Annotated in this window: 24 protein-coding genes and 2 riboswitches; of the genes, 8 read left to right on the top strand and 16 right to left on the bottom strand. The window is 38.8% G+C overall.

Translation table 11 applies throughout. From position 1 onward, the window contains the following. Window positions 1-9 precede the first annotated feature (9 nt). Window positions 10-687, top strand: coding sequence for a response regulator transcription factor (locus C9J29_RS05950; RefSeq protein WP_008176538.1), 678 nt, complete (start codon window positions 10-12; stop codon window positions 685-687). Continuing rightward, complete coding sequence (locus C9J29_RS05945) at window positions 684-1,757, top strand: sensor histidine kinase (protein ID WP_008176540.1); 1,074 nt, start codon at window positions 684-686, stop codon at window positions 1,755-1,757. Before C9J29_RS05950 ends, C9J29_RS05945 begins: the two co-directional genes overlap by 4 nt. A gap of 23 nt (window positions 1,758-1,780) precedes the next feature. On the opposite strand, the gene C9J29_RS05940 is transcribed toward C9J29_RS05945, so the two are convergent. Next, complete coding sequence (locus C9J29_RS05940; RefSeq protein ID WP_090001738.1) at window positions 1,781-2,368, bottom strand: NAD(P)H-dependent oxidoreductase; 588 nt, start codon at window positions 2,366-2,368, stop codon at window positions 1,781-1,783. A gap of 119 nt (window positions 2,369-2,487) precedes the next feature. On the opposite strand from C9J29_RS05940, the gene C9J29_RS05935 reads away from it, so the two are divergent. Both C9J29_RS05935 and C9J29_RS05930 read left to right on the top strand, forming a co-directional pair. Beyond that, on the top strand, window positions 2,488-2,925 hold the full coding sequence (locus C9J29_RS05935; RefSeq protein ID WP_043990151.1) for a MarR family winged helix-turn-helix transcriptional regulator: 438 nt from the start codon (window positions 2,488-2,490) through the stop codon (window positions 2,923-2,925). A 222-nt stretch (window positions 2,926-3,147) separates the two neighbouring features. Then, complete coding sequence (locus C9J29_RS05930) at window positions 3,148-3,894, top strand: YqcI/YcgG family protein (RefSeq protein WP_107921782.1); 747 nt, start codon at window positions 3,148-3,150, stop codon at window positions 3,892-3,894. Window positions 3,895-3,900: 6 nt separating this feature from the next. On the opposite strand, the gene C9J29_RS05925 is transcribed toward C9J29_RS05930, so the two are convergent. The 4 genes from C9J29_RS05925 to C9J29_RS05910 all read right to left on the bottom strand — a co-directional run bounded on the left by C9J29_RS05925 (window position 3,901) and on the right by C9J29_RS05910 (window position 7,578). Then, window positions 3,901-5,217, bottom strand: a complete 1,317-nt coding sequence (locus C9J29_RS05925) for an amino acid permease (protein ID WP_043990153.1) — start codon at window positions 5,215-5,217, stop codon at window positions 3,901-3,903. Window positions 5,218-5,232: 15 nt separating this feature from the next. Continuing rightward, complete coding sequence (locus C9J29_RS05920) at window positions 5,233-6,168, bottom strand: arginine deiminase family protein (RefSeq protein WP_107921781.1); 936 nt, start codon at window positions 6,166-6,168, stop codon at window positions 5,233-5,235. 144 nt (window positions 6,169-6,312) lie between these two features. After that, window positions 6,313-7,341, bottom strand: a complete 1,029-nt coding sequence (gene splB / locus C9J29_RS05915) for a spore photoproduct lyase (protein WP_012293725.1) — start codon at window positions 7,339-7,341, stop codon at window positions 6,313-6,315. A gap of 12 nt (window positions 7,342-7,353) precedes the next feature. Beyond that, the gene (locus tag C9J29_RS05910) at window positions 7,354-7,578 is read right to left on the bottom strand and encodes a transcriptional regulator SplA domain-containing protein (protein ID WP_008176555.1); all 225 of its coding nucleotides are present in this window, start codon (window positions 7,576-7,578) and stop codon (window positions 7,354-7,356) included. Window positions 7,579-7,754: 176 nt separating this feature from the next. Between C9J29_RS05910 and C9J29_RS05905 the strand changes: the two genes are divergently transcribed. From C9J29_RS05905 to C9J29_RS05895, 3 genes are all read left to right on the top strand, one after another. Then, on the top strand, window positions 7,755-9,143 hold the full coding sequence (locus C9J29_RS05905) for a TldD/PmbA family protein (protein ID WP_008176557.1): 1,389 nt from the start codon (window positions 7,755-7,757) through the stop codon (window positions 9,141-9,143). A gap of 3 nt (window positions 9,144-9,146) precedes the next feature. Then, on the top strand, window positions 9,147-10,490 hold the full coding sequence (locus C9J29_RS05900; protein ID WP_043990154.1) for a TldD/PmbA family protein: 1,344 nt from the start codon (window positions 9,147-9,149) through the stop codon (window positions 10,488-10,490). A gap of 286 nt (window positions 10,491-10,776) precedes the next feature. Then, entirely contained in the window at window positions 10,777-13,878 is a 3,102-nt protein-coding gene (locus C9J29_RS05895) for a copper amine oxidase N-terminal domain-containing protein (RefSeq protein ID WP_090001732.1), read from the top strand. Between the two features lie 84 nt (window positions 13,879-13,962). Here C9J29_RS05895 and C9J29_RS05890 read toward each other — a convergent pair whose 3' ends face one another. From C9J29_RS05890 to C9J29_RS05870, 5 genes are all read right to left on the bottom strand, one after another. Beyond that, window positions 13,963-14,472, bottom strand: a complete 510-nt coding sequence (locus tag C9J29_RS05890) for a QueT transporter family protein (RefSeq protein WP_301337913.1) — start codon at window positions 14,470-14,472, stop codon at window positions 13,963-13,965. A 149-nt stretch (window positions 14,473-14,621) separates the two neighbouring features. Beyond that, a complete protein-coding gene (locus C9J29_RS05885) occupies window positions 14,622-15,377 on the bottom strand; it encodes a 3-oxoacyl-ACP reductase (RefSeq protein ID WP_008176563.1) in 756 nt (251 codons plus the stop codon). 56 nt (window positions 15,378-15,433) lie between these two features. Next, window positions 15,434-15,655: a DUF2829 domain-containing protein gene (locus C9J29_RS05880; protein WP_043990157.1), complete on the bottom strand. Its 222-nt coding sequence runs from the start codon at window positions 15,653-15,655 to the stop codon at window positions 15,434-15,436. Window positions 15,656-15,688: 33 nt separating this feature from the next. Beyond that, the gene (locus C9J29_RS05875; RefSeq protein WP_043990158.1) at window positions 15,689-16,570 is read right to left on the bottom strand and encodes a GNAT family N-acetyltransferase; all 882 of its coding nucleotides are present in this window, start codon (window positions 16,568-16,570) and stop codon (window positions 15,689-15,691) included. 13 nt (window positions 16,571-16,583) lie between these two features. Beyond that, window positions 16,584-17,132 carry a histidine phosphatase family protein gene (locus C9J29_RS05870; protein WP_043990160.1) on the bottom strand — a complete coding sequence of 183 codons (549 nt, stop codon included), beginning with the start codon at window positions 17,130-17,132 and terminating at the stop codon, window positions 16,584-16,586. A gap of 464 nt (window positions 17,133-17,596) precedes the next feature. Between C9J29_RS05870 and C9J29_RS05865 the strand changes: the two genes are divergently transcribed. Further along, window positions 17,597-18,904 carry a Spo0B domain-containing protein gene (locus tag C9J29_RS05865; protein ID WP_107921780.1) on the top strand — a complete coding sequence of 436 codons (1,308 nt, stop codon included), beginning with the start codon at window positions 17,597-17,599 and terminating at the stop codon, window positions 18,902-18,904. Window positions 18,905-19,134: 230 nt separating this feature from the next. On the opposite strand, the gene C9J29_RS05860 is transcribed toward C9J29_RS05865, so the two are convergent. From C9J29_RS05860 to C9J29_RS24225, 6 genes are all read right to left on the bottom strand, one after another. Next, window positions 19,135-20,598: a spore germination protein gene (locus C9J29_RS05860; RefSeq protein ID WP_090001336.1), complete on the bottom strand. Its 1,464-nt coding sequence runs from the start codon at window positions 20,596-20,598 to the stop codon at window positions 19,135-19,137. 150 nt (window positions 20,599-20,748) lie between these two features. Further along, the gene (gene ribH, locus C9J29_RS05855) at window positions 20,749-21,216 is read right to left on the bottom strand and encodes a 6,7-dimethyl-8-ribityllumazine synthase (RefSeq protein ID WP_008176574.1); all 468 of its coding nucleotides are present in this window, start codon (window positions 21,214-21,216) and stop codon (window positions 20,749-20,751) included. 21 nt (window positions 21,217-21,237) lie between these two features. Next, entirely contained in the window at window positions 21,238-21,852 is a 615-nt protein-coding gene (gene ribB, locus C9J29_RS05850) for a 3,4-dihydroxy-2-butanone-4-phosphate synthase (RefSeq protein ID WP_107921779.1), read from the bottom strand. 27 nt (window positions 21,853-21,879) lie between these two features. Next, complete coding sequence (ribE, locus tag C9J29_RS05845; RefSeq protein WP_107921778.1) at window positions 21,880-22,518, bottom strand: riboflavin synthase; 639 nt, start codon at window positions 22,516-22,518, stop codon at window positions 21,880-21,882. 247 nt (window positions 22,519-22,765) lie between these two features. After that, window positions 22,766-22,891: riboswitch (FMN riboswitch) on the bottom strand. A gap of 118 nt (window positions 22,892-23,009) precedes the next feature. Further along, a riboswitch (FMN riboswitch) is annotated at window positions 23,010-23,135 on the bottom strand. Window positions 23,136-23,246: 111 nt separating this feature from the next. Further along, the gene (locus tag C9J29_RS05840; RefSeq protein WP_237068758.1) at window positions 23,247-24,872 is read right to left on the bottom strand and encodes an ABC-F family ATP-binding cassette domain-containing protein; all 1,626 of its coding nucleotides are present in this window, start codon (window positions 24,870-24,872) and stop codon (window positions 23,247-23,249) included. Window positions 24,873-25,117: 245 nt separating this feature from the next. Further along, window positions 25,118-25,279, bottom strand: coding sequence for a hypothetical protein (locus tag C9J29_RS24225; RefSeq protein WP_008176578.1), 162 nt, complete (start codon window positions 25,277-25,279; stop codon window positions 25,118-25,120). Window positions 25,280-25,339: the final 60 nt, after the last annotated feature.

The raw sequence follows: 25,339 nt of genomic DNA, 5'->3' as shown, positions 1-25,339 counted from the left end.
ATTGTTTAGATGACCAAACTATTAATGGTAGATGATGATGCCCATATTCGAGAATTAGTAAAAGTATTTCTACAAAATGAAGGTTTAGATGTTATTGAGGCGACGGACGGTGTCGATGCACTGTCCAAGTTAGCCTCTGAAAAGGTAGATATGGTGATTATGGATATCATGATGCCAAACATGGATGGGTGGGCTTTATGTGAGGAAATTCGCTCATACAACACAGATCTCCCTATTCTTATGCTTACTGCTAAAGGAGAAACCGCTCAAAAGGTCAAGGGTTTCCATTTAGGGACAGATGATTATTTGGTAAAACCTTTTGAACCTGCCGAGCTAATTGTGCGTGTTAAATCGATATTAAAAAGATATCGTATTGCTCTCTCTCAAGTAGTAGAAGCTGGCAATGTTAAACTCGATCGACATACACATGAAGTTGATCTGAACGGAGAAATCATTGTCCTTCGGTTAAAGGAATTCGAATTATTATTTACATTAGCGAGCTATGTGGGCAAAACATTTTCTCGTGAACAATTGATTGAAGAAATTTGGGGCTATGATTATGAAGGAGACGAACGCACAGTAGACGTCCATATTAAAAGAATACGTGAGCGTTTTCCTCAGGAGATTAGCGGCTTTGCCATCCGCACCATTCGTGGTCTTGGCTACCGCCTGGAACTAGCATTATGAGAAAACGAAAATTCTTTGTTAGAATTCTATTTGTTCTATTCCTCTTTCTCATTACGAATACACTATTTGCCTTTATTTCTTATCATGCAACAGGATGGCTATATGGTCAGTTAGGTACAGAACCCCATGATTTTTGGCAGCAATTAGGCACCGTCCTTGGTGTTTTTGTGCTCTTTGCCTGTTCGGCCGCTATTATCTTCTTAATTGGGCTCAATCGACAACGGAATTACTGGGACGCTATTGTTGAAGCATTAAGACAAATGGCAAAAGGGGATTTTAATATCCAATTAGATGTAAAAGGCAATAAGGAAGACCAATTTGGACAATTAATCCATGGCATCAATCATATGGCTGTTGAATTAGGAGAACTTGAAAGAATGCGACAGGAATTTATTTCAAACGTCTCCCATGAGATTCAATCGCCTTTAACATCTATTAATGGCTTTGCGAAGGCTCTTAAGAACATTCATCTACCTGAAGAAAAGCGTCAACATTACTTAGAAATTATTGAATTGGAAAGTAATCGGTTATCAAAGATTAGTGATAATTTGCTGAAGCTTACTTCCTTAGAATCACAGCATCATCCATTTGAAACGACAACCTATCGATTGGATAAACAATTGCGGAATGTCATTTTGGCTCTTGAACCAAATTGGGTAGCTAAACAACTAGATTTTGATCTCCATTTAGACAATATAACGATTACAGCAGATGAAGATTTACTGAATCAAGTTTGGATGAATTTGCTAACGAATAGCATTAAATTCACATCCGACAGAGGTGCAATCACTTTAACTATGACACAACATCTCGATACCATTACCATCATTGTGCAAGATACTGGTATTGGGCTATCCGAAGAGCAGCAAATGCATATATTTGAACGATTTTATAAGGCCGATCAATCACGGACTGCCGCAAATGGAGGAAGTGGTCTCGGTTTAGCCATCGTCAAAAAAATTATTGATATGCACCATGGAACTATCGCCGTCGAAAGCAAGCTTGGAAAATTTACAGCCTTTTTGATTACATTGCCCATCGATACTACAGAAACTCGTGCAAACGATTAAGGATGTCTGCACGAGTTTTTTTATTAGTAAGCAACCTTTCTAAAATACTGATAAACTTTGTTCAACTTTCGCTGTTGCTGCCCTTTTTTACTCTCCATGTTTCCAAACTCAAAAAACTTCACTTTCTTCATTCCTACAAAGCTAAATAACGCTCTTTTCATCAAAATTTTATGAGCATTATTCAGCCAAAGCAGTGGATATTTGGTCGGCCCTTTCATCGTTGACACACAAACAACTGACTTTCCTTTTAAGAGTCCCTCTGGAAATAATCCCTTTGTATCCCGATACGCAAAATTTGATGCAAACAGTTGATCAATATAGCCTAACAGCATAGCGGGCGGTCTCCCCCACCATATTGGATAGACAAATACAATTTGATCTGCCCATGTCAGCTGTTGACGGTACTTTTCCAATTGCGGATCACGATACATATCCCGACGTCGTTTATGCTCATGGAAAATTAAACGAGGATCGAATTCTTCTTCATATAAATCTAGTAGCTGTATCTCTTCAATGGCAGGATTCTCTTGACACCCCTTCACTACTTCCTGTAAAAATGCATAATTTAAGCTCTTATGGTTTGGATATGTATAGACAATTAACGTTTTCATACTACGCCTCCATTACTTATCATTTGATAACTAAATAATAATGGATTCGATTTTTGTTGTCAAATGATAATTGTTTTAAGACAAGTTATTTGTTATCTTGACAATAAGAGGTGATCCGATTGGATAAAAGCAGTTTATTTCATCAATTCGTAACGTTTACAGCTAATGTCCACCAAGTGACACACGAGCTAACACAAAACGTGACCGTTGCCAATATTACACCGCTTCAATATAAAATTCTTGAATATATTAAAGTAAGTCAGCCCGTCACGCCTACCGAAATAAGCGAATGCCAGCATATGTCCTTACCCAACACAAGTCGTGAATTACGAAAATTACAAGACCAAAACCTCATTGAAAAATGGAACGACACGGAGGACCGAAGAAAGCAGTATATTCGCTTGTCTATTGAGGGGGAAAAAATGATGGAGGCGGCCTTTGCATGCATCGAGGAACGCTTTCTACAGCTTATTCAGCATGCGACACAGGAGGATATAAAGGATATTCAACATGCCCTATCTATCCTTGAACAAAAGGTCTTTCAACAAAAAGATTAATATGTGCTGCTTCAATGGTTTTGATTTGTCAGCCATTGAAGCAGCACTGGTTTTCAAAACAATTGTGCTCTAAACAATTCAAATTAAGCAAAACTCTACCATTGATACCATTCATTGAGTGATTAATAATCGATCCATATACCCTTACATATTCATAATGATTTCGTAACCTATTGGCTTTTTCTTTAATAGAATAAAGGTGTATAGAAGGAGGAGACTCAAGTGGACGTAGGAGTATTTGATAGGAAGTGGATTGAGGAACATTTGGACACCCTTCCCATTTGGCAACAATCTGCCTACACGGATTTTGCCGCCACAATTGCCGATAAAGATAATACCTTTCCGTGTGTACCTGCAAGAATGGGGTTTTTATCGAACCATTTGCGCTATAGTTTTATCGGAGATCCACGGAAGGAGCCATCCATTCATGAGCTAGCACAATGTTTAAAGGAATTCGCAAAATCCTCCCAAACTTTTGGTAAATATACGACACTCACTGTTTTCTTTCATAGCCCTCAGGATATGCTCGCTCACTATAAAGTCGAGGATTATCAGCAATTATTTTGGACCATTCTTAACCAATTAACTAAAATCGATGATCTCGATTGGCCTGAAGAAATACCAACTGACCCTAACCACAATGAATGGGAGTTTTGTTTTAACGGGGAGCCCTATTTTATTTCCTGTGCAACACCCGCACATAAATTGCGCAGGAGTCGCCATTTTTCTACATTGCTGATGGCCATTCAACCACGCTGGATTTTTGAAGAAATAAACGACTCTACTGCATTTGGGCGAAAATTAAAAAAGCTCATCCGTCAACGCATTGCCCATTATGATGCACTCCCAGGGCATCCCGATTTAAAATGGTACGGACAAGAAAATAGTTATGAATGGAAGCAATATTTTTTAAGTGATGATAATCAAAGTCCATCCAAATGTCCGTTCTTACGGAGGCAACAAAACTAACATTCATTAGGCTTCCTTATGACTTTGCCTTTTCACAACAATCCAGGTTGCAATCCCTATTAGGACAATAAAGAGCAGGCTCACGAAAAAACCGAGTCTGCTTGTTTTTTCTCCTAACGTACCAGATACCGTAACAGCAATGAGCAGCATCCCCAACCCATTTTTCATATGCTCCCACTTAGATAACTCCATCAGCTTCATATATGTCACTAAAATAAAGAGCCAGTTATAAATCAACATTAAACCCGCTGCCGTCATCAAATATTCAAAGATTTTTTCTGGCATGAGAAAGCCAATAACAATGGTGATGACTAAGCCACAAGTTAAAAATATAAAGGCAGGAATAGGTACTTTCCTTTTCCCTTTCTTCGCTAATATTTTGGGTGCATCGTGATCCTCTGCAAGTGTAATAAGAATGGTAATCACCGCATAGAGAGAAGCGACCATTGTTGAAAAACCAGCAATGATTAAAACACCATTAAAAATATCCGCCACAAAGGGAATGTGATAACCTTGAAGGGCTGTAATAAAGGGACTCTCATCAATCGTAAAGTCTTTCCAAGAGACAAGCGCTAACGCAAGGGCAATAGCCATTAAAAAAATGATCGTAATAACAACTAACATTATTCTTCCTGCCTTTGGTGCTTCTTTTGGATTTTTCAAATCAATGACCATTAACCCCATTACTTCAATGCCTCCATAGGCGTAAAAGGCATACAATAGCCCGAGCCAAATTCCTTTTATACCTTGTGAGAAAAACTGTTCATAATTCGCATAGAGTGAATCCAATGTTGATGCTTGTGAGCCTTTCATGAGGATTACAACAGCTACAATAATAAACATTACAATTGCTGCCGCCTTTAATGCCCCAAAGATGTTTTGGAAGTTTTCAAAACCCTTCATGCCTGTTAGAATCACGACTAGCCCTATAGCAGCATAGATAGAGGCTGCAACCCATAATGGCAACGCCGGAAACCAAAACTTCGTAAAAATACCGAGTGCCATGAGCTGACTCCCCATAATAAGAATCTCAGAAATTAAATAGACCCAGCCATTACTAAATCCTGCCCACCTCCCAAATGCCTGTTTAGCATAAGTACGGAATGAGCCTTTATCAGGATTTTCAACAGACATTTTAACAAGTGCATCATAAACAATATACGTACAAATGGCCGCTAATAAAAAAGGAATTAAAACAGCCGGTCCACTTTTATGAATGGCCATACTTGTCCCAAGAAAGAAACCTGTTCCTAATGTGCAACCTATACCGAGAAGCGAAAGTTGCCACCAAGACAACCTGCCCTTACTTGTATTTGATGTCATGTAATCAACCCTTCACTACTTTCTGACTAAAGGCAATGTCATGCATCGAATGCCTCCCCCACCTTTTTCAAGCTCTGTGACGTCCACTTCTAGTAATTTCTTTTTGTGCAGTAATGGATGCTTTAATAACTGCTGCTTAGATGCCTGCTTACTGATTACTAATGTTTCTGGATCAAGATTAATCAAGTTAATGTCCGGAATGGTTTTATAGGTTTCGAGCCAGTAAACATCAAAGCCATGCCGCTTTAAAAATGGTTCTGGCATATCATAATAATTCCCTTGGGCTGTGAACACCTGTACAGGAAAATAACGCACAAAGCTTTTAGCAATCACTAAGTTATGATGTACAACATTACAATTCATATCTAAATGAAGCGTATCATTGCCCTTCGGTAAATCAATGACCGCAATTTCTGAAAATCCTTGTTGAAAAAAGCGCTCCTTCAAGCTTTCAATAGCCTCTATTGACGTTCTCATCCCTAGATTCATGAGGACTGCATCCTTATTTAATAGCATCACATCCCCACATTCAAGTGATTGAGAAGGCTGTTCTTTACGCATAAATTGTTCAGGAAACCACTTGGCTAAAATAGCATGGGCATGTGGATACTCTGGGCGCCTTAACGAGCTGCCTGCATTTCCAGGTAAAAGCTGCTGTCCCACAACACAGGCTAAATCGCGCACAAAATAACGATTAATGAGCTGCTCACTTAACAGCTGCTGATCATTTGATAATTCTTCGGCATAATCAATCACTCTTACCCCAGCTTTTTCAAGCGTTGTCTTCAATGCCAGGAAATTTTCCATAGCTTTATGATGGTTGACAGGCTCACTCCACCCAACCTGCTCAGCTATTTTTGAATCAGTTACATCTACTATCGAAGGTGCACAAAGCATGACCACCTTTAGTTCCTCATGCTCCGACCAACAATTTACTTGAAATGAGTCCATCCTTGTTCTCCCCTTCTGCTTGTCGTTCTCTGTTAGCGTTACCATTGAAAGGGGGATTATACAATAGGATTAGTCACAAACAATGCCATGAACCATATGTAGCTTAAATAAAAATTTAGAGAGAACGACAAAGGCTCTCTCTCATTACGTAAAATATTCTAATTTTGCTTGTGGGAAGAACTTTTTCATATAGCCATATAAATGTTCTTTAATATCTTCTTCCTCATCTTTTTGATAAATGTATTTACCTATTCCATATTTCCCCCATTTATACCTTCTCACGGTTTCGTCGAGTTCTAGCTTTGTCATAGGATAATTTTTTTCAATCACACGCTTAGCTGGCTTCGTAAAGCGATGCTGGATAAATTCAAACGTAATATCCTCACGCACATCCTTTGGTAATTCAGCATCTAACCGCTCAAACATTTGATAATAGCCCTCCTGCCATCCATCATGCAGATAAATGGGGGCGACGATGAAACCGAGCGGATAGCCAGCCCTTGCCACTTTCCCAGCTGCCTCAATTCTTTTTGCTAATGGAGAAGTTCCTGGCTCAAAATGTTTAATAACATAATCCGCATTGACGCTAAAACGGAATCTTGTCTTACCATTATGTTTAGCATCCAATAGGTGATCCACATGATGGAACTTCGTCACAAATCGTAATTGACCTAACTCACTTTGTCCAAAATGCTCAATAGCACGTTTCAATGTATGTGTGAGATGGTCAATCCCTACAATATCGGACGTACAGGATGCCTCAAAACGTGTGATGTCAGGAGCTCGTTCAGCCATATAATGATCCGCCTGCTCCAATATTTCATCCACATTGACATAAGTACGAATATAAGGCTTGCTCCCCATCGTTGTTTGTAAATAACAATAATGGCAATGGCCCATACAGCCAGTAGCAAATGGAATGGCATATTCAGCGGAGGGCTTGGATGTATCAAACTTTAACGTTTTCCGAATGCCTACTACCAAAGTAGATTTCGCTACGCGATACTTTTGAAAATCATTGTCTCCAGGAAGATTTCTTACTTGATTATGCGAAGTGGTATAACGTATTTCAATCCCCATTTGCTCAAACTTTTCTTTTAACTCCTGACCTAACGGATAGTGAAGCGCATCAGGCTCAAAATAGACGAGCTGAGGGATAAATGGCTTATTCATCATAATCCTCCCTTAATGAAAATACTGATGGTAGGCTTGCTCAGCCGCCATTTCGCTTGAAAAAATTAACATGTCTTGCGTTATCGGGTAATAGGTTTCAAATAGAAATACGGCTAGCTCTTCTGGTTGCTCTGGATGATAAACAACCGCGGCTTCCTGTATATTCGCTACATCCTGAATATGAGGATTCCGATAAAAAATATAAACGATATCTCCGACATTATATGGTTGTTGCATCTTTTCACCTTCCTCTGTCTTTCTGTTAGTGTGGCGAAATGGTTAGAGAAATATGTCATAAAAAATTTTTTATGTACTATACATAAATTTATGTGACCCTATCTTCAAATCTAGGAAAATAGGATAGTACAGAATTTTTTAACTATTTGGTATAATCAAGAAAAGGAGGAAGATATATGATCAAACAATCCATTATTGAAAATGTCCTTGAAGCCGCGCTAGCAACTGGTGGGGACTTTTCAGAAATTTTTATAGAGGATAAATATGTCAATGACTTTGTCTTACAAAGCGGCAAGATTGAACAAAGTATTACTGGGCGTGATTTTGGAATCGGCATCCGTATTTTTTCAGGACTTCAAAGCATTTATACGTATACCAATGATTTTTCTGAGGAAGGTTTACTTGCAGCGGCAGAACGTGCAGCCTTAGCCATCAAAGGCGGTGGATCGGGTACCATTCACCCTCTTCATAAAGAGATCATCACTCCTATTCATCAAATTCTTCACATGCCTCATACAGTGGAGCATGCAAGAAAAACAGCTGTTATGCGACAAGCAGATTCGATTGCCAGACAATATGACCCCCGAATTCACCAGGTAAAAGTTCGATATTTCGATGAACAACAAAACGTACTGATTGCAAATTCAGAAGGTAAATTTGTTGAGGATACGCGTGTTCACAGTAGACTTAGCATGCAAGCGACAGCTACAGAGGGTACTGAGGTACAAACGGGCTTCTATGGCCCAGGTGCACATGCAGGCTTTGAATTTATTGAAAAGCTAGACCTAAACCATTACGCAGGGGAAGCTGCACGTATCGCAGTCACAATGCTTCATGCAGATGAATGTCCAAGCGGTAAATTCCCAGTCATTATTGATAATGAATTCGGTGGCGTCATTTTCCATGAGGCTTGTGGACATGGCTTAGAAGCAACTGCTGTTGCCAAAAATAATTCTGTGTTCGCCAATCGTATCGGTGAAAGAGTCGCTCCTGAAATTGTTACATATATTGATGATGGTACACTTCCGAACGAGTGGGGCTCATTAAATATTGATGACGAGGGAGAAAAAACAAGGAAGAACATTTTAATTGAAAATGGTATTTTAAAGGGCTACTTAATTGATAAATTTAATGCTCGCCGTATGGATGCTCAGCCAACAGGCTCTTCTCGTCGACAATCCTATCGATTTAACCCTACATCACGTATGACAAATACGTATATCGCCCCAGGCTCATCTACGCCAGCCGATATTATCGCATCGACAGAGTATGGTATTTACGCAAAGTATATGGGAGGTGGACAAGTTTCCCCTTCTACTGGCGATTATAATTTTGCGGTAATGGAGGCCTATATCGTCAAAGACGGAAAAATCGAACGCCCTGTTCGTGGCGCTACACTCATTGGCAATGGCGCAAAAACATTGCAGCTTGTTGATCGAGTAGGTAATAATCTCGCTCATGGAGCAGGTATGTGTGGTTCTCTAAGTGGGAGTCTTCCTGTCAATGTAGGTCAGCCAATGATTCGCGTAAGTGAAATAACAGTTGGTGGAACGAAGGGGGAATAATGGATGAACATGGTTAAATACCAGGAAAAACTATTAGATAAGGCACAAGAAGCTGGTTTTATAGAAGCTGAGGTTTATTATGAACAAAATAAATCGATCAAATGCATGCTTTACAAGGGCGAGATTGATAGCTATGAAACGTCTGAGGACGGAGGTCTAAGCCTACGAGGACTTTACAACGGTAAAATGGGCTATTCCTATACGGAAAAGCTAGACGATGAGTCAATTCCCTTTTTAATTAATAGCGCTAAAGCCAATGCAAACATACTTGATGAGGATGAGGGCATAGCTATTTTTGATGGCAGCTCCGAATACCCATCTTATGACTATTACAATGAAAAATTAGAAACGATCGGAATTTCAGAAAAAATAGAGCTTCTTCGTTCCATCGAGGAAAAGATTCATGCCTACGATTCCCGCATTATTACTCTCGATTATTGTTTCATGGAAGAATTTACGGCTGAACGCTCATTAGTGAATAGTAAAAATCTTGCCTTATCCCATAAGGAGAACGGCTTCGTGATTTTCCTCTCCACAGTTGTAAAAGAAGGCGAAGAAATGAAAACAGGCAGTTATTTGAAAATGACACGTGATTTTCATTCTCTTCAGGCGGATGATATTGCAAAGGAAGCAGCAGAGGAAGCTCTTGCGAATTTAGGTGAAAAATCGATTCCAGGTGGTAAATATCCAATCATTCTTCGTTCTGATGCATCAGCCTCATTATTAGAAACGTTTATGCCGATATTGTCCGCTGAAAATGCTCAAAAAGATCAATCTCTATTAAAAGGAAAAGTCGGGCAAAAAGTGGCATCAGAAGCTGTTACATTGCTGAGTACTCCATTCCATCCTGCCGCATTGTCTGGAGCAAGCTTTGATGGTGAGGGTGTTGCAACTAAAGAGCAGGAAATTATTTTAGAGGGTACACTCCAAACGCTTCTGCATAATAGAAAAACGGCTAAAATAGATAACTGCGAAACAACCGGGCATGCCCATAAAGATTCCTACAAGGGAGCGTTAACGATTGCGCCTCAAATTTTATATATTTCAACTGGTGAGAAAACACTAGATGGGTTAATTCACTCGGTTAGGAATGGTGTATTGATTACTGAATTGTCTGGGCTTCACTCTGGTACGAATACGGTTTCAGGTGATTTTTCAGTTGCTGCAAAAGGATTTCATATTGAAAATGGTAAAATTGCCTCCCCAGTTAAGCAAATGACCATAGCCGGTAATTTTTTCGAATTCCTACATGATATTAAAGAAACTAGCTCCGAGCTTTACTTCCTGCCAAAAGGATATGGCTCCTCATCTTTACTTGTAAAGGAACTATCAGTAACAGTGGAATAACACCAAAAAGTAAGCCATTGTAATTTCTCGGCAATTCTTTTATCTATAGTCACCATCCTCTCATTCAGTGGAAGTGACTATGGGTAAGAGCGTTGCCTTCTTTATTTTATAAAGATCAGTGTAATCCTCTATTTTAGTAGATCCTCCTCCCCAGAAAATACCGCTACACAGCCACTAATGGTTAAATTTTCTTTTAGAGGTAAATTGGTGAAACTTTTAGACCTTTGATACGTTAAATTAGTTGTCATGCTGCGTCAGTCATATAGCATGAAGAAGGGTGGAATTTATGAAAAAAATATGGACTTTATTTTTCGCAGCAATGCTTATTGTACCGCTATTGCTGCAACCGGCAACCGCACAAGCGGCAAAAGCCATTACAATTACTGTGGACGGGGTTCAATTGAAGACCGATCAGCCGCCAGCGATGATTCAAGGGCGTGTTATGCTACCACTTAGAGCAATCTTTGAGGCATTGGGTGCTAGTGTAAATTGGGATTCAAGGAGTCAAACGGTAACAGGTTATAAAGGAGATACAACAGTAGTTCTCAAGATGAAATCGAAGGTAGCTACTATTAATGGCCAGTCAGTTACACTTGATGTACCAGCACAAATTTTAAGAGGCAGAACAATGGTACCAGTCCGCTTCGTAAGTGAAGCGCTTGGTCAGGAAGTTGACTGGAACTCAAGAAATCAGACCGTAACGATTATATCTGATGACACACCAAGCAATATTAGTATTTCTCCTGCGAGCAATGTATCGGTTCGCGATGTCAATGATCAGGGAGATGGGCGTGACATGGAGGTTAGCTTTTCCAGATCATCTACAGAATCATACGTCGATCATTATCGGGTAATGGTGTTGAAGGCTTCAAAGAGCTTTAATTTGGCATCTGCCTTGAAAGTCTCCCCTTCTAATTATTCAATGGTGTCTACATCAGGTTCGAACCGTGCTATTACTTTATCGCAGAATTCAAGAGATGTGGACGGGGACTATATTAGAAATGATCAGCCATATGTGGTTCGTATACTTGCTGTTGGGAAAGGTTCTTATTCTAGCGTTTTATCGAGTTCTTCTGCAAAAATTACCTTAACCAATTTGTCGTCTGTTACAGAGGTAACAAATGTGAAAATGAATGATATAAACGATTTTGGCGATGGACGCGATATCTCAGTTAGCTTCACTCGTCCGCAAAATGATAATAATATTTCCAATTATCGTGTGTTTATCGTAAAGACTAGGGATGCTAGCAATTTTAATCTTACCACTGCAAATAATTTATCAAGCAGCTACTACACAACAGTGAATAAATCGGGAAGTAACGGCAGTATTTTGACAGGAACTTTGTCTTCCACTGCACGTGATACTGCCGGTGATCTCATTAAAAACAACGTACCTTATACAGCGGTCGTTCTATCTGTAAGTAATACGAATTCATTAGGAAATAAGCTGTCAACTGGCTCATCATCAGTAACACTTAGTCAAAATACAATGTCTACACCAATTATTACACAAGTGAATGACGTCAATGACTTTGGGGATGGGCGAGATTTGAGAGTGAGTTTCAATAAAGTGTCCGATGAATCTACTATCAACGCTTACCGAATTTTTGTAGTAAGAGCTAACAACTATTCGAACTTTACATTGACGAAGGCGAACAGTTTATCTAGCACTTATTACACACAAGTAAATAAAACAGGCTACAATATTACTCAGGTGCTCTCTTCAGGGGCTAGAGATACTGACGGATATCCCATTCAAAATGGAGTTAACTATCGTGTGTTCGTTATGGCCGTAGCAAATAACTCAGCGAATAACATGCTGTCTTCAGTCTCCAATACGATTACGCTATTTAGCAGCAATGCAGGTGCAGTATCGAATCTTTATGCTAGCGATGTAAGTGATTATGGTAATGGACGTGACCTATTTGTCTCTTTCAATAAAGCTGTAGACGAGTCAATCATTAGTCACTATCGGATTCTAGTTGTACCAACAGCATATTACAATAGCTTCAGTCTGACGGAAGCAAGTAATGTATCCAGCAGCAATTACACGACTGTATACAAATCTGGAAAATCTACGTATGAGCAAACATTATCTGAAAATACTCGGGATGTGCGCGGTAATACGATCAAAGAAGGTACTAGCTACCGTATCTATGTTTTAACTGTCGCGAATGGCATAGGAAGCAATGCACTTTCTGCGCCGACGTCTACAATGACGTTAAATAAGAACTTTAATGTGCAAGCTGTAACCAATCTAAATGTCACAGATATAGACGATAATGGTGATGGCCGTGATGTGCAAGTAACATTTACGAAGCCCTCTAATGAATCAAATGTCAATCATTATCGAATTCTAATCGTACCGACAGCGTATTACAGCAGCTTTAATCTTTCACAAGCCAATAGTAGCAATTATTACATCACAGAAAGCAAAGGTGGGAATACCGCTACAACTAGAACGCTGGATGGGATTAGGGATGTGCGTGGTAATTATATTACGGAAGGAACTAGCTACCGCGTCTATGTACTGACTGTTTCCAATGGGAATTCTCCAAATACCTATGCCCTATCCTCCGCTTCGCCTGTAATAACACTTAGTAAAAGTAAAGCTGTTCAGGCGGTAAGTAATGTTACTGCAAGCGATATTGGTGATTTTGGAGATGGTCGAGATTTACAAATATCATTCTCGAAGCCTTCTGATGAATCGAATATAGGTAGTTACCGCATTCTTGTCGTACCCGCATCAAAAGCAAATGGCTTTGATGTGAACGCAGCTAGTAAAGTAGCTAATTTTACAGATATAAATAAAGGTCAATCTAGTATGAGTTTGGCAACTGATAGTAAAGATATAGATGGAAGACTTATCACGAATGGTGAAGAGTATCGTGTGTATGTATTGTCCGTAGGTAATGGAACTGCCAAGGCCATGTATACCTTATCCTACCCATCTTCTTCTATTACTTTAGTGGATCACTCAGCACCTGTAACGATGGAGAATGTGCAACTGAGTTTTAAAGAGGGTCCTAATAAATATTCCGATATTACAATTAGCTTCAAGGTCAATAACGGACAAAATGTAACGGAATATAGAGTGTTTATGCTACCTAAAAATGAAGCAGATAGCTTCAAAGATAGTGATGCCATTAACAATAATAATAGTACTAGAATTTATCAGAATGGTCTCCCCAATGTAAGTCAAAGTCTAAATATAGAGTTGGATGCATTTGGTAAACCACTCATCCCATCCACAGAATATGTGGCTAAGGTTTTAGCTGTGGGCAAAGGAAATTATATACTATCAAATACGTCCAATTCAGTGCAGCTTCTTGCAAAGCCTGATAATACTAGTGGTGAGACGTCCATAGACGCTCAAGTTAACCAATAGGATAAATAGAAGGGACTCCCAATGGTGCTTTATCGACCAATGGGAGTCCCTTCTTGCTGTATGGATCATGCTATAATCATTCAATTATTTAGACAAATCTATTTTTTTATTTAATAAGTAAATTGTCAGTCCACCAACAGTCATAGACAATAATTCTCCAATTCCCACTGTGAACCATGTAGCCCAAAAAGGAAGGTCATAAAGAATAGTTAATTGCCCAGCAACCGTAAACATAGATACAGCAAATATCAGGGCTGTCACTACCATTTTTCCAATATCATTAGCGATATGCTTTGTAATACTTCTACAAAGTAATAAGACTAGGAAGGTGGCAATCCCACCAATAGGCACATCTACTATCCATGTGGGCGACATGAAATTTGCAAGTATAACGCCTAACGTTACTGCTACTACATAGCGCTTATTGTACAAGGCCAGATAATTAAACATTTCTGACAAACGTAGTTGGACAGCGCCAAAGCTAATGACTGACAATAAAACAGTTACAGCAACATAGAGAGCTGCAACAAGAGCCATCTTTGTCAGCTCACTTACTGACAGACGGCTTGAATCTTTTACAATCGAAGTATTCAATTTTATTCTCCTTTGTAAAATAGCTAATCGCTATTTTAGTAATAACTACGACCAAAGGAAGAGAGCTTAGCGCCCTATATGAAGTGCCGTAGTGCAAGCAATTTTACTTACTTGCGTATTATAGCAGAAGAATAACTGAATGAACAATGCTACTTGGTCAACCAGCCGCCGTCGATTGGCAAGACAGTGCCATGCATATAATCTGCTGCTGAGCTTGCTAAAAATAAGGTTAAATTAGCCACCTCCTGAGGTTGTGCCCAGCGACCAGCAGGTGTTTCCTCTGCCACCCATTTCGCCATTTTCCCATCGCCTTCAAAATCTGCCTGATTCATCGGCGTTTGAATGGCTCCAGGTGCAATTGCATTAGCCCGTATTCCCGCTCTACAGTAATCTAAATCTAGTTGCTTCGTGTAGCCAACAATGGCATGCTTAGAAGCTGTGTAGGCCGCTCCTCCACCACCTGCAACAAGTCCAGCAATCGAAGCCATATTGACAATCGTACCAGCTCCACGTGCAACCATATGAGACAAGATTCTATTAGTCACAAAAAACGTTCCTTTGACATTCGTGTTCATAATTTTATCCCACAGTGCTTCGTCTGTATCTAGCGTTTTTGCAAAGCCGTCTAAAATGCCTGCTGTATTACATAAAATATCAATTTGTGTAAATGAAGAAATAGCAGCCTCGTATGACTGTTCCACATCTTGTTGGCTGCAAACACTTCCTACCATATAGGCAAAATGCTCTGGATATTGCTGCTGCAATTGGACTAACCCTCGTACCTCTATATCAAATCCAAATACATTCGCACCATTTTCTAAAAATGCAAGGGCTTGAGCATATCCAATGCCTGACGCTGCCCCCGTAATGAAAACAGTTTTATTTTTATATTCTTCAAACTTCATACCATGTCTCCTTACAAAAAGAAGCCACCTCAAAATTGAGATGACTTCTCATATTATTATTCAACGACAATCCAATCTTCTGCTAATAAATCACATACTGTAGGCGTGAACATTGTGTACCCTTCTCCGCGTACATTAATTAAAAAATAAGGATTCAAAGTCTCTCCATCGTGTTGGCTTTGACCAACTAGCTTCACATATAGTTCAGCACCGCCCCAGCCTGCACGAATACTTTTTTCTCCTGCTTTTAAGCGTGGTAATATTTCTTCAAACGTCATGTCCTTCATCCTCTATTCCCATTCATTATCGCATTAGTATACTGGATTTTCGTTAGGTTGACAACTATGGTTAGATTTGCTTTTCATCTGTACCTGCTCTGTCGTCACCTTTAGTCCATTTGCCACTAAATAGCTCGTTGCTGGGTTGCTTGCTCGGAAATTAACGGCGGTTATATTCACCTTCTGAGCTGTCACACTGGCTAAGAAGTGTGCTAGTAAATCGACTTTATACTCTTCTAATACTTCCAATTGATACAGAATGACCCGCTCTAACTCACCCTGTTTCCCCCACACTGTTTTATATAACATATAGCCGAGCACATCATTTGCTTCATTATAGAAAACTCTAGCTTCTCCCTGTTTAATGCTATGCCAGCTACATTGCCAAGGAACATCTTCCTGATAAAACGGCACATGAGGTAATTGTTCTGGGCGAATTATTTCAGTCCGAATAGCTGACGTATGTTCTATCTTCGCCTCATATTCCCCACTTAAAAACTGAAGATGATCAGTTATAACATAGCCATATCTTTCATACAAAGCAATTGCTACTGAGTTTTCCTTTATTGCTTCCAGTGTGGCAATTTCAACATTTTCCCGTTCATAGATAGCTAGAGTTTCCTCCATTAATAATCGTGAAACGCCTTTCCCACGATAAGTAGGCGAAATACCCGTGCCCCCATTCCATGCTATTTTCTTGCCACCCATGTGTCGAAAGCCGTTCATGACAATACCAATTGGTTCATGATCGTCAAAAGCGACAATGGAGTGCTCAACTGACAGCCCCTCCCCAACAAGCCGCTGTAAAAACATCTCTGCCGTCATGTCGATGGGCACAATGTATCCTTCAAAGCCTTTGTTCCACGCCCGTAATACTTCCTCTAATGTACATTGTGAAACTGTTTTAATATTCATCGTTTCCCTCATCTCAAATGGAATCTAATTTTGCTAAATCTTCTAATGTCAGTTTCCCCAAAATTTCATATCCTTGACCTAAGCCTTTGGGTTTTATAATAACCGTGCCCATATTCGGGATGACCCCTAGTCCCACATTTTTCGGAAAACTATGACCAATTATGACTCTATTGATTCCCTCTGGTGGTTTCATTTCCAACATAGATTGAAAAGCCATTAAAATTGAATTTTGTTGAACAGTCGAAAGATTTCCATCTAACATAAAAATCTCAAACAAAAAAGGGTCTATTTGTACCTGAACATTCGGAAAAGCCAACTGAGCTGTTTCAATCGTTCGACAAAAAGGACTTGCATTGATAGGCGCAAGGATGGGAATTTGCCAATAACGCAACATTTGGCCATAATATACAGCCTCATGACGGCCTTGTTCGGATAAATTTCTTTGATACTGACAACTTTGAAATAGACCATTTACTTGATCTACACCAACTGTTGCAGTCCCATGTCTTGCATATAAAATAAGTCCTCCCTCTTTTAATAATTTCAGGAGATCCTTTTCCAATTTTTTCATCCCCTTCATTTTATCACTTTATTCTTTGTAATGTATGTCTTACAAATAGAAAAAAGCTCCCTATTTTCACATGGAAATAAATGAACTGTCGATTTCTGCAGGAGTCGCCGATCCTCGTTCCTTTTAATTTTTATATAAAGTACTTTAACTACAAATAGGAGTGAAAAGATTATATATGACTGGGACCCACTCATTTTTTATGTGACCTTTGTTTTAGAAACTTTTTGAATTTTCCATGAGTATAGGAAATGAGACTTAAAATATGCTGTTTCACCTTTTTAGTTTACTTTCTTGTAAAGGATTATTAAACTAGTGTTTACGGTGTGTAATTTTAAAGTCATATTGATTTTGTGTTTTAATTTATGTAGGATAAACAAGCATTGTTTGGTTTACAAACAAAAAATAGAGTTAATTAATATTCTAGAATATTAATAGATGAGGAAGTCCCGAGTAATATGAAAAATCGAAAAATAAAGCTTATATTAATTCTATCCACCATTTTATTATGTTTGTTTACAAGTTTAAACATCATTACATCCTATGTAAAAATTAAAAAGACCGTTGAAGAATCAATTGCTAATCAAAGTCTAGAGGCTGCTAATTCCATTGCTGCTTCCATCGATACAATTGCTTATCAGCAATTTTTGAATAATCCGCAAAAAAATGATTATTATTGGGAAGTAAGAAGTTACTTAAATGATGCAAGGGTAAAGCTAGGTGCATTATTTGTTTATACATTGCAGGTGGATAATCCAAAAGTATCAAAAGCAATGGTGATGGGTCTGCCAAGTGAACTAAAAAAAGGATTTGAAATAGGTGAGGTTTGTACTGTTCCAGCTAAACAAGTAGAAAAAGCCTATCATGGTGAAACCTATGTCACAGAGGTAATCCATGATTCAGTCCATGGTTCTTATTTATCTGTTGGTGCGCCAATTAAAGATGATACAGGCCAAATAATCGGTTACCTAGGCATTGATATAAGTGCAGATACATTGAATGGTATTAAAGGCAAAGTGATTGAAGATAACCTATTTATTTTTATTTTCAATGGTGTATTTATTTTAATTGTTGCTGGTTCTTTTTTATTTTTACAAAGATGGTACCAAAAAGAGGTAGCGAAGGAAGTAGGCGCCACAGAAGACACTTACCAAGCAGAAATCAAAACATTGATTACTTCGGTGTCATCGTTACGTCATGATTTCACGAACCATATCCAAGTTTTACATGGCCTTTTACAATTAGAAAAAACGGATCAAGCAAAACAATATTTAGCATCACTGTCGAAAGAAGTACAAGCGATTAAATCATTAAAATTAAATATTGACCATCCAGGTTTATCCATATTATTACAAACGAAAAAGCTAACAGCACAGAATCATAATATTGATATGGATTTCACCATCTCTCAGGGCGATTTTAATAAAATTAAAACGACCGATTTAATCAAGATTCTATCGAACTTAATTGACAATGCGATTGATGCTGCGAATGAATTGCCTGAGGGGCAACGTAAAATTATGATTTGTTGTCAAGCTGATGAAGGACAATATGAATTTAAAATTACGAATACAGGACCGAATATTGTAGACGCAAACCAAATCTTTAAACAAGGATTCTCTACGAAGAAGCATGAAAATGGGAAAATTCGAGGGCAAGGACTATTTATTGTGAAAGAAATCATCCATAAATATCATGGAGATATTTCGATTGAATCATCGAAACATCTTGAAACGACTGCCATCGTCCATATTCCTTTCAAATAGCTACAAAATGTAGAGAGCTTTAGACAAAAACCATTGAGAAGATAATGACTCTCAATGGTTTTTGTTATTCTTTCTCTTTCATATGCGGAGAAATAGTCGTTCAGCACTACGGAGTTCTTAAAAGTGGATTAGAAACAGCTCATCTCCCGTAGTGGAATTAATTATAAAAAAAGACTATAGGCAAACTCCAATTTTTTTGAGCTTGTCTATAGTCTGATGTCAGGTAACGGTCATACCCCCTGATCTTTTTTTGATTTAATATTTGCCGTTCGTGTCCGGTCCTGTGGTTTTAGGAAGGACGGTCTTAGACTATAGCCCTTCGGCGATAAACGCAGTAAGGATTTTCCAATATTACCCTGTTCAAAATCTGCATTAAAATTAATATAGGGCACACCGAGTACACGCATATTTGCTGCATAGATAATAATGAAAAAGACCGAAATAAAAAATCCAAACAGACCCAAAAAGGCTGAAAATAAAATGATAATTAATCGAAAAATACTCATTGCTGTTACAAAGGCTTGATTGACGAGTGTAAATGCAGCAATGCTTGAAATCGCAATGATAACAATCATCGAAGGGCTTGTCACGCCAGCTTTAATTGCAGCATCTCCAATGATTAACCCTCCAACAACACTGATCGAGCCACTGATGGCACTAGGCAAGCGTAAGTTGGCCTCGCGGAACATTTCAAACATAAATAGCATCATCATGATTTCAAGTATCGTTGGAAACGGTAACCCCGTTCTTGATTCAACCACTGTCGCAAGTAGAAGATAGGGGAGCTGCTCTTGATGATACGTCGTTACGGCTAGCCAAAAACCAGGAAGTAACATACTAATCAGTATCCCAAAAATTCGGAGCACCCGTTCCATTGAACTGACAATGACCGGATATTCATTGTCCTCAGATGTTTTAAAGAGCAGCATAATATTGGCGGGAATAATCATGGCATAGGAAACGCCATCGATCATTATTAGTATTCTTCCTCTCATTAATGCTTGAAGAGCAAAATCTGGTCTTCCCGTATAATCATGTCTAGGTAGAACTTTAGCCGTCTGTTCAATTGCCTCCATCAGTAAATCACCATTGACGACAATATCTGTATCAATTTTTTGTAATTGTAATCGGATTTGTTCTAGCATATTTAAATTCACAATGTCTTCCATATATAAAACGGCTACCGTTGTTTTAGAGCGTTGACCGATTTCTAATGTTTCTACACTAAATGAATTCGTAGGTAAACGTTTTCGTAATAAAGCTATATTAATAAATACATCTTCAATAAAATCATCTCTTGGTCCTTTTACAACTAACTCAAGCGTTGTTTCCCCCGGCTCACGATTAGGTCTATTTGAAATATCACTGGAATAAATCAAATGATCTTCCTCAAAATATAATAAGACATGGCCTTTGTAGACTCTTGTAATCATATCCTCTTTCTTAGTGACCTTTTGTAAATAGGGCACATGAAGATGCTGTTCAATTAGCTCCTCTAACGTTTCATCAGAACCACAGTTAAATAAGGATTGAACACGTTCGACCACAACCGTTTGAAGGAGTTCTTCGTCTATCATAGCATCACAGGTTATCATATGGACTGTATGTTGCTGAAAATTATACTGTTGGAATATTATATCAGCAGAGCGTTGAAATAGTGATTTCAACATTTTCAAATTCATCATTTGTTCCATTGAAATACTTCTCATCTCCTACTGAGCCTGCTCAAATTTAGTACATTTATGAAAACTACGACATGTAATAAATATACTTAGGCATATTTTTCCCATGGACATAAAAATTATTCAAGAAACAAATACTGTGATAACCTATTCAGAATGTTCTTAGCCAATCATTTTTTGTAGATTAGCCATCTCAATTGCCGATATCGCGGAATCATAGCCTTTATTACCTGATTTCGTTCCCGCACGCTCAATCGCCTGTTCAATATTTTCTGTTGTAACAATACCGAAAATAACTGGTACATTGGTCGTTAAGGATACATTCGCAATTCCTTTTGCCGACTCATTACACACATAATCATAATGTGTTGTAGAACCACGAATAACAGTCCCTAAACCAATAATGGCATCATATTTCTTTGTCTCTGCTAATTGTTTCGCAATAAAAGGCACTTCAAAAGCTCCTGGCACCCATGCAACATCAATGGATGCTTCATCTACACCGTGTCTTTTTAATCCATCCATTGCACCATCTAATAATTTGCTTGTAATAAACTCATTGAATCGACCTACGACTACCGCAATTTTTAAATCCGTCCCAATTAATTGTGCTTCAAATGTTTGACCCATTTTTTAAAATCTCCCTCGTTATTAGTTTGTTGTAAATGATTGACTGCGATAAGCGGCTAACGCCTCAATGGAAATCATTTTTAATCCATGATGTGCTGCATACTTTGTCAATTCATCAAAGCGCATCATGTGACCATCGTCCCCCATAATTTCACAAATCACTCCAGCAGGAATACTGTGACAAAGCTTAGCTAAATCAATGCTCGCCTCCGTATGGCCCCTTCGCTCTAAGACACCATTATCCTTTGCGATTAGTGGAAAAATGTGTCCTGGTCGACGAAAATCAGTTTTTTTCGCCTGAGATCCCAACATCTTTTGTATGGTGAATGCCCGCTCAAAGGCACTAATCCCCGTTGTTGTGTCCATATGATCGATACTTATGGTAAATGCTGTTTGATGGTTATCCGTATTGTGCTGAACCATTGGGTGCAGATCTAACTGATGTGCTAGCTTCTGCGAAATCGGCGTACAAATTAGACCTTTTCCATAAGTCGCCATAAAGTTGATCGTTTCCGGAGTAATAAATTCAGCAAGCGCTAGAAGATCCCCCTCATTTTCCCGATCCTCATCATCCACTACGATGATTATTTTCCCTTGCTTTAAATCCTCTATGGCATCTTCAATTGCATGTAGCACTATTTTTCATCTCCTCATTATGTGATTTTAAAAACCATGTCGTGCTAAATAATCTCTTGTAATCATTGACTTGCCTTGCCCATTTTTCAATTCGTTTAAAATATATTTACCGACTAAATCTGTTTCAATATTGACGAAAGCGCCTACTTTTTTCATACCTAAAATCGTTTCCTTGTAAGTATGAGGAATCAGTGAAATCGTGACCTGATTCGTTTCAACATGAAAGATTGTTAAGCTTGTGCCATCAATCGTTACGGAGCCCTTCGGAATACAGAAACTTGTTAGTTCCTCAGACAATTCGATATCAATATAAACCGCGTTGGCCACCGGACGTTTTCGTAAAATCTTCCCAACACCATCGACATGACCAGCAACAAAGTGACCCCCAAATCGCCCATTAGCAGGCATCGCACGCTCCAAATTAACCGGATCCCCTATTGTCAGCTGATGTAAATTTGTAGCTTTGACGGTTTCAGGCATAACATCCATCGTAAGCTCTCGATTCGTAAAATGAGTAACCGTTAAACAAACACCATTGACCGCTATACTATCCCCTAACCCCACATCTTCAGCAACTTTCGATGATTGAACCGTAATTTTCATACTGTTCTTATTGATTTGCAAGGCTTTAATAGTGCCAATATCCTCCACAATACCTGTAAACATTTCTTCACCTGCTTTCACACTGATCTTACGTAGCTTCTATCCGTGGCTTTTGGGTTTCTATCCGTCACTCTTGAGCTTCTATCCGTCACTCTTGCCTTTCTATCCACCACTCTTGAGCTTCTATCCGTCTCCCTTCTTAAAGCTCATATAAAAAGAAAAACCCCTTTGACAAAGGGGTTTTGGGAGTATAAGACATCAATAAATAAGCCTATTTGGATATACATTTTTTCCATAGACTAGTATCTTATTTGTTCTTCTCCCATCCAGACTATCACTGTCGGTTTTGGATTTGCACCAAATCAGCTTGCGCTCACGGACTTTGAATTGCTTCATCACCGCCGATTGGGAATTTCACCCTACCCCGAAGAACATCTTCTATTCAATTGATTGGCTAAATAAAAAAACTTCCCAACATACTTGCGGGAAGTCGTGTCATAAATGCATAGTCAAATAGACCTTCTAAATTACATTGAATTTAAAAAGCTTGCACTTATACCCTTCTCCCATCCAGACTGTTACTGTCGGTTTTGGATTTGCACCAAATCAGCTTGCGCTCACGGACTTTGAATTACTTCATCACCGCCGATTGGGAATTTCACCCTACCCCGAAGGATCATTTTATTTAGCTAGTTCTTACGATAACACTATTTAATTATATTATCTATACTTCTGTCTGTAATTTTTAAAAAAGGGGCCACCTCTTGCTATAGAGGTAGCCCCTAAATCCTTTAATGGCTTATTTTTTGAACATAATCATCATAATTTCCTGAAAAGGCCGTCATCCCAGTTGGTGATAATTCAAGCAATTTATTTGCTAGCTTATTAAGGAAATAACGATCATGAGAAATGCATAATAAGGTGCCGTCAAATTGCAATAGCGCCTCCTCCAAAACTTCCTTGCTAAATAAATCAAGATGATTGGTCGGCTCATCCATAATAAGCACATTGGCTTTTTGCAAAATAAGCTTTGCTAACGCTACACGCGCTTTTTCCCCGCCGCTAAGGGAGGCTATCTTTTTAAAAACATCCTCTTTCGTAAATAAAAAATTACCGAGTACTGACCGTATTCTTGCCTCTTCCATCGAAGGGAAAGTACTCCAAACCTCTTGTAATACCGTATTATTAGGATGTAATGTCTCTTGCTCTTGATCATAATAGCCGATTGTCACACCATTTCCCCATGCGATAACGCCACGGTCCGGAGACAATTCATGTAATAACGCCTTCAAAAGCGTTGATTTCCCAACACCATTTGGACCTACTAATGCGACCCGATCTCCTCTATCCAAGGAAAACTCAATATCTTGCAATAATATTTTCTTGCTATCTTCTAGCTGATAGGAGAGCACTACATCTTTTACCTTCAACACTTCTTTATGAGATCTCTTATCTGTAGCAAATGTCATTTGTGCGTGTTTTAGATCCTTCTGAGGCTTTTCAAGACGATCTATTCGTTCGAGCTGCTTCCTTTTGTTCTTAGCGCTTTTCGAGGAAGTAGCCATCGTAATATTCCGCTCAATATAATCCTCCATTTTGGCGATTTGCTGCTGTTGCATCGTATATTTCTTTTCCATTAATTCGCGATTTTTCACCTTGCTTTCCACATACTTAGAATAGTTACCGCTGTATGTTGTTCCATGGGTGCGTTCAATCTCATAAATTTCATTGACAAGGGCATCTAAAAAATAACGATCGTGCGAAATAACAATAATAGCACCCTGATAGCCACGTAAATAGCTTTCAAGCCAGTTTAAAGTCGCAAAATCCAAATGGTTAGTCGGTTCATCTAACAGCAATAAATCCGGCTGCTCTAGTAAAATTTTAGCAAGTGCCAGTCTAGTTTTCTGTCCACCACTTAATGATTCGATAAGAGTGTTTGTCGGGATGCTACCAAAGCCCATTCCATTTAACATACTATTTATTTTTGCCTCGACATCATAGCCACCTTGCTGTGAAAACCAATCTGATTTGCTGGCATATATCTTCATTACCTGTTCCAGCTTTTCGGGGTTATTGATGCAGGAAGGCTCACCCATCTGCATTTCCAGCTCTCGAAGTTCCTTTTCAGCCTCTTGAAGCTCAGTAAATGCCCCAAGCATTTCAGTCCAAATCGTATGTTCTGGCTGTAACCCACTATCTTGTCGCAAATAACCTAGCTTCATTCCCTTGCCTATAAAAATGTCGCCTTCATCATAGGGAAGATCCCCTGTAATGATCTTTAGTAGCGTTGATTTTCCTGCCCCATTTACACCTATAAGTCCAATCCGATCGCCACGTTCCATTTTCATGGTTATCTTTGAAAGAATCGGATCTCCCAAGTAGCTCTTACTAATTCCATTTAATTGAAGTATCATTTTTTCAATCTCCTTATTTATTTTATCCATTACTACTAAGCGAATTGCTCAAGAAATAAATGGACATATAAGGTTACACATCACTTTTCACTCCTTTCAAACAAACACAAAAAAGGCGCCGTCATAAAACGGCACCTTACAAACATCCCTATGAGAAAAAGGGCATGTTAAATTTTATAATTAAACAAAAAAAGCGCCGTTACGAACCGGCGTCTAGCAATCTATACATCCCATTTAATTGGATGTCAATCAGTAAGAAATAAAGAAGGCAAAAAGCAACCGGAACCTGCATCGATATGAAATTTGCTTAAAAAAGGGCATACTTCTCCCTTAGCCAGCAAATCCCCACAAAGATTGTAAGATTTTACCTCTACTTCGGTTAAACCTTTCGCACAAACAGTTTCCATTACTTCGCCCTCCCTTCGAATTTATAGTATTAAATAATCTATCATATTTTTTTCTAGAAT

Source organism: Lysinibacillus fusiformis, assembly GCF_003049525.1.
GTDB classification, from domain to species: Bacteria; Bacillota; Bacilli; order Bacillales_A; family Planococcaceae; genus Lysinibacillus; species Lysinibacillus fusiformis.
The sequence above is the reverse complement of the archived record's forward strand: the minus strand, read 5'-3'. Positions and strand labels throughout refer to the sequence as shown.

Bases quoted from the DNA above. Each gene is read 5' to 3' on its own strand.
- C9J29_RS05950 (WP_008176538.1), top strand. From the start codon at position 10: ATGACCAAACTATTAATGGTAGATGATGATGCCCATATTCGAGAATTA.
- C9J29_RS05945 (WP_008176540.1), top strand. From the start codon at position 684: ATGAGAAAACGAAAATTCTTTGTTAGAATTCTATTTGTTCTATTCCTC.
- C9J29_RS05940 (WP_090001738.1), bottom strand. From the start codon at position 2,368: ATGAAAACGTTAATTGTCTATACATATCCAAACCATAAGAGCTTAAAT.
- C9J29_RS05925 (WP_043990153.1), bottom strand. From the start codon at position 5,217: ATGACATCAAATACAAGTAAGGGCAGGTTGTCTTGGTGGCAACTTTCG.
- C9J29_RS05920 (WP_107921781.1), bottom strand. From the start codon at position 6,168: ATGGACTCATTTCAAGTAAATTGTTGGTCGGAGCATGAGGAACTAAAG.
- splB (WP_012293725.1), bottom strand. From the start codon at position 7,341: ATGAATAAGCCATTTATCCCTCAGCTCGTCTATTTTGAGCCTGATGCG.
- C9J29_RS05910 (WP_008176555.1), bottom strand. From the start codon at position 7,578: ATGCAACAACCATATAATGTCGGAGATATCGTTTATATTTTTTATCGG.
- C9J29_RS05905 (WP_008176557.1), top strand. From the start codon at position 7,755: ATGATCAAACAATCCATTATTGAAAATGTCCTTGAAGCCGCGCTAGCA.
- C9J29_RS05900 (WP_043990154.1), top strand. From the start codon at position 9,147: ATGAACATGGTTAAATACCAGGAAAAACTATTAGATAAGGCACAAGAA.
- C9J29_RS05895 (WP_090001732.1), top strand. From the start codon at position 10,777: ATGAAAAAAATATGGACTTTATTTTTCGCAGCAATGCTTATTGTACCG.
- C9J29_RS05885 (WP_008176563.1), bottom strand. From the start codon at position 15,377: ATGAAGTTTGAAGAATATAAAAATAAAACTGTTTTCATTACGGGGGCA.
- C9J29_RS05880 (WP_043990157.1), bottom strand. From the start codon at position 15,655: ATGACGTTTGAAGAAATATTACCACGCTTAAAAGCAGGAGAAAAAAGT.
- C9J29_RS05875 (WP_043990158.1), bottom strand. From the start codon at position 16,570: ATGAATATTAAAACAGTTTCACAATGTACATTAGAGGAAGTATTACGG.
- C9J29_RS05865 (WP_107921780.1), top strand. From the start codon at position 17,597: ATGAAAAATCGAAAAATAAAGCTTATATTAATTCTATCCACCATTTTA.
- C9J29_RS05860 (WP_090001336.1), bottom strand. From the start codon at position 20,598: ATGGAACAAATGATGAATTTGAAAATGTTGAAATCACTATTTCAACGC.
- ribH (WP_008176574.1), bottom strand. From the start codon at position 21,216: ATGGGTCAAACATTTGAAGCACAATTAATTGGGACGGATTTAAAAATT.
- ribE (WP_107921778.1), bottom strand. From the start codon at position 22,518: ATGTTTACAGGTATTGTGGAGGATATTGGCACTATTAAAGCCTTGCAA.
- C9J29_RS05840 (WP_237068758.1), bottom strand. From the start codon at position 24,872: ATGATACTTCAATTAAATGGAATTAGTAAGAGCTACTTGGGAGATCCG.
- C9J29_RS24225 (WP_008176578.1), bottom strand. From the start codon at position 25,279: ATGGAAACTGTTTGTGCGAAAGGTTTAACCGAAGTAGAGGTAAAATCT.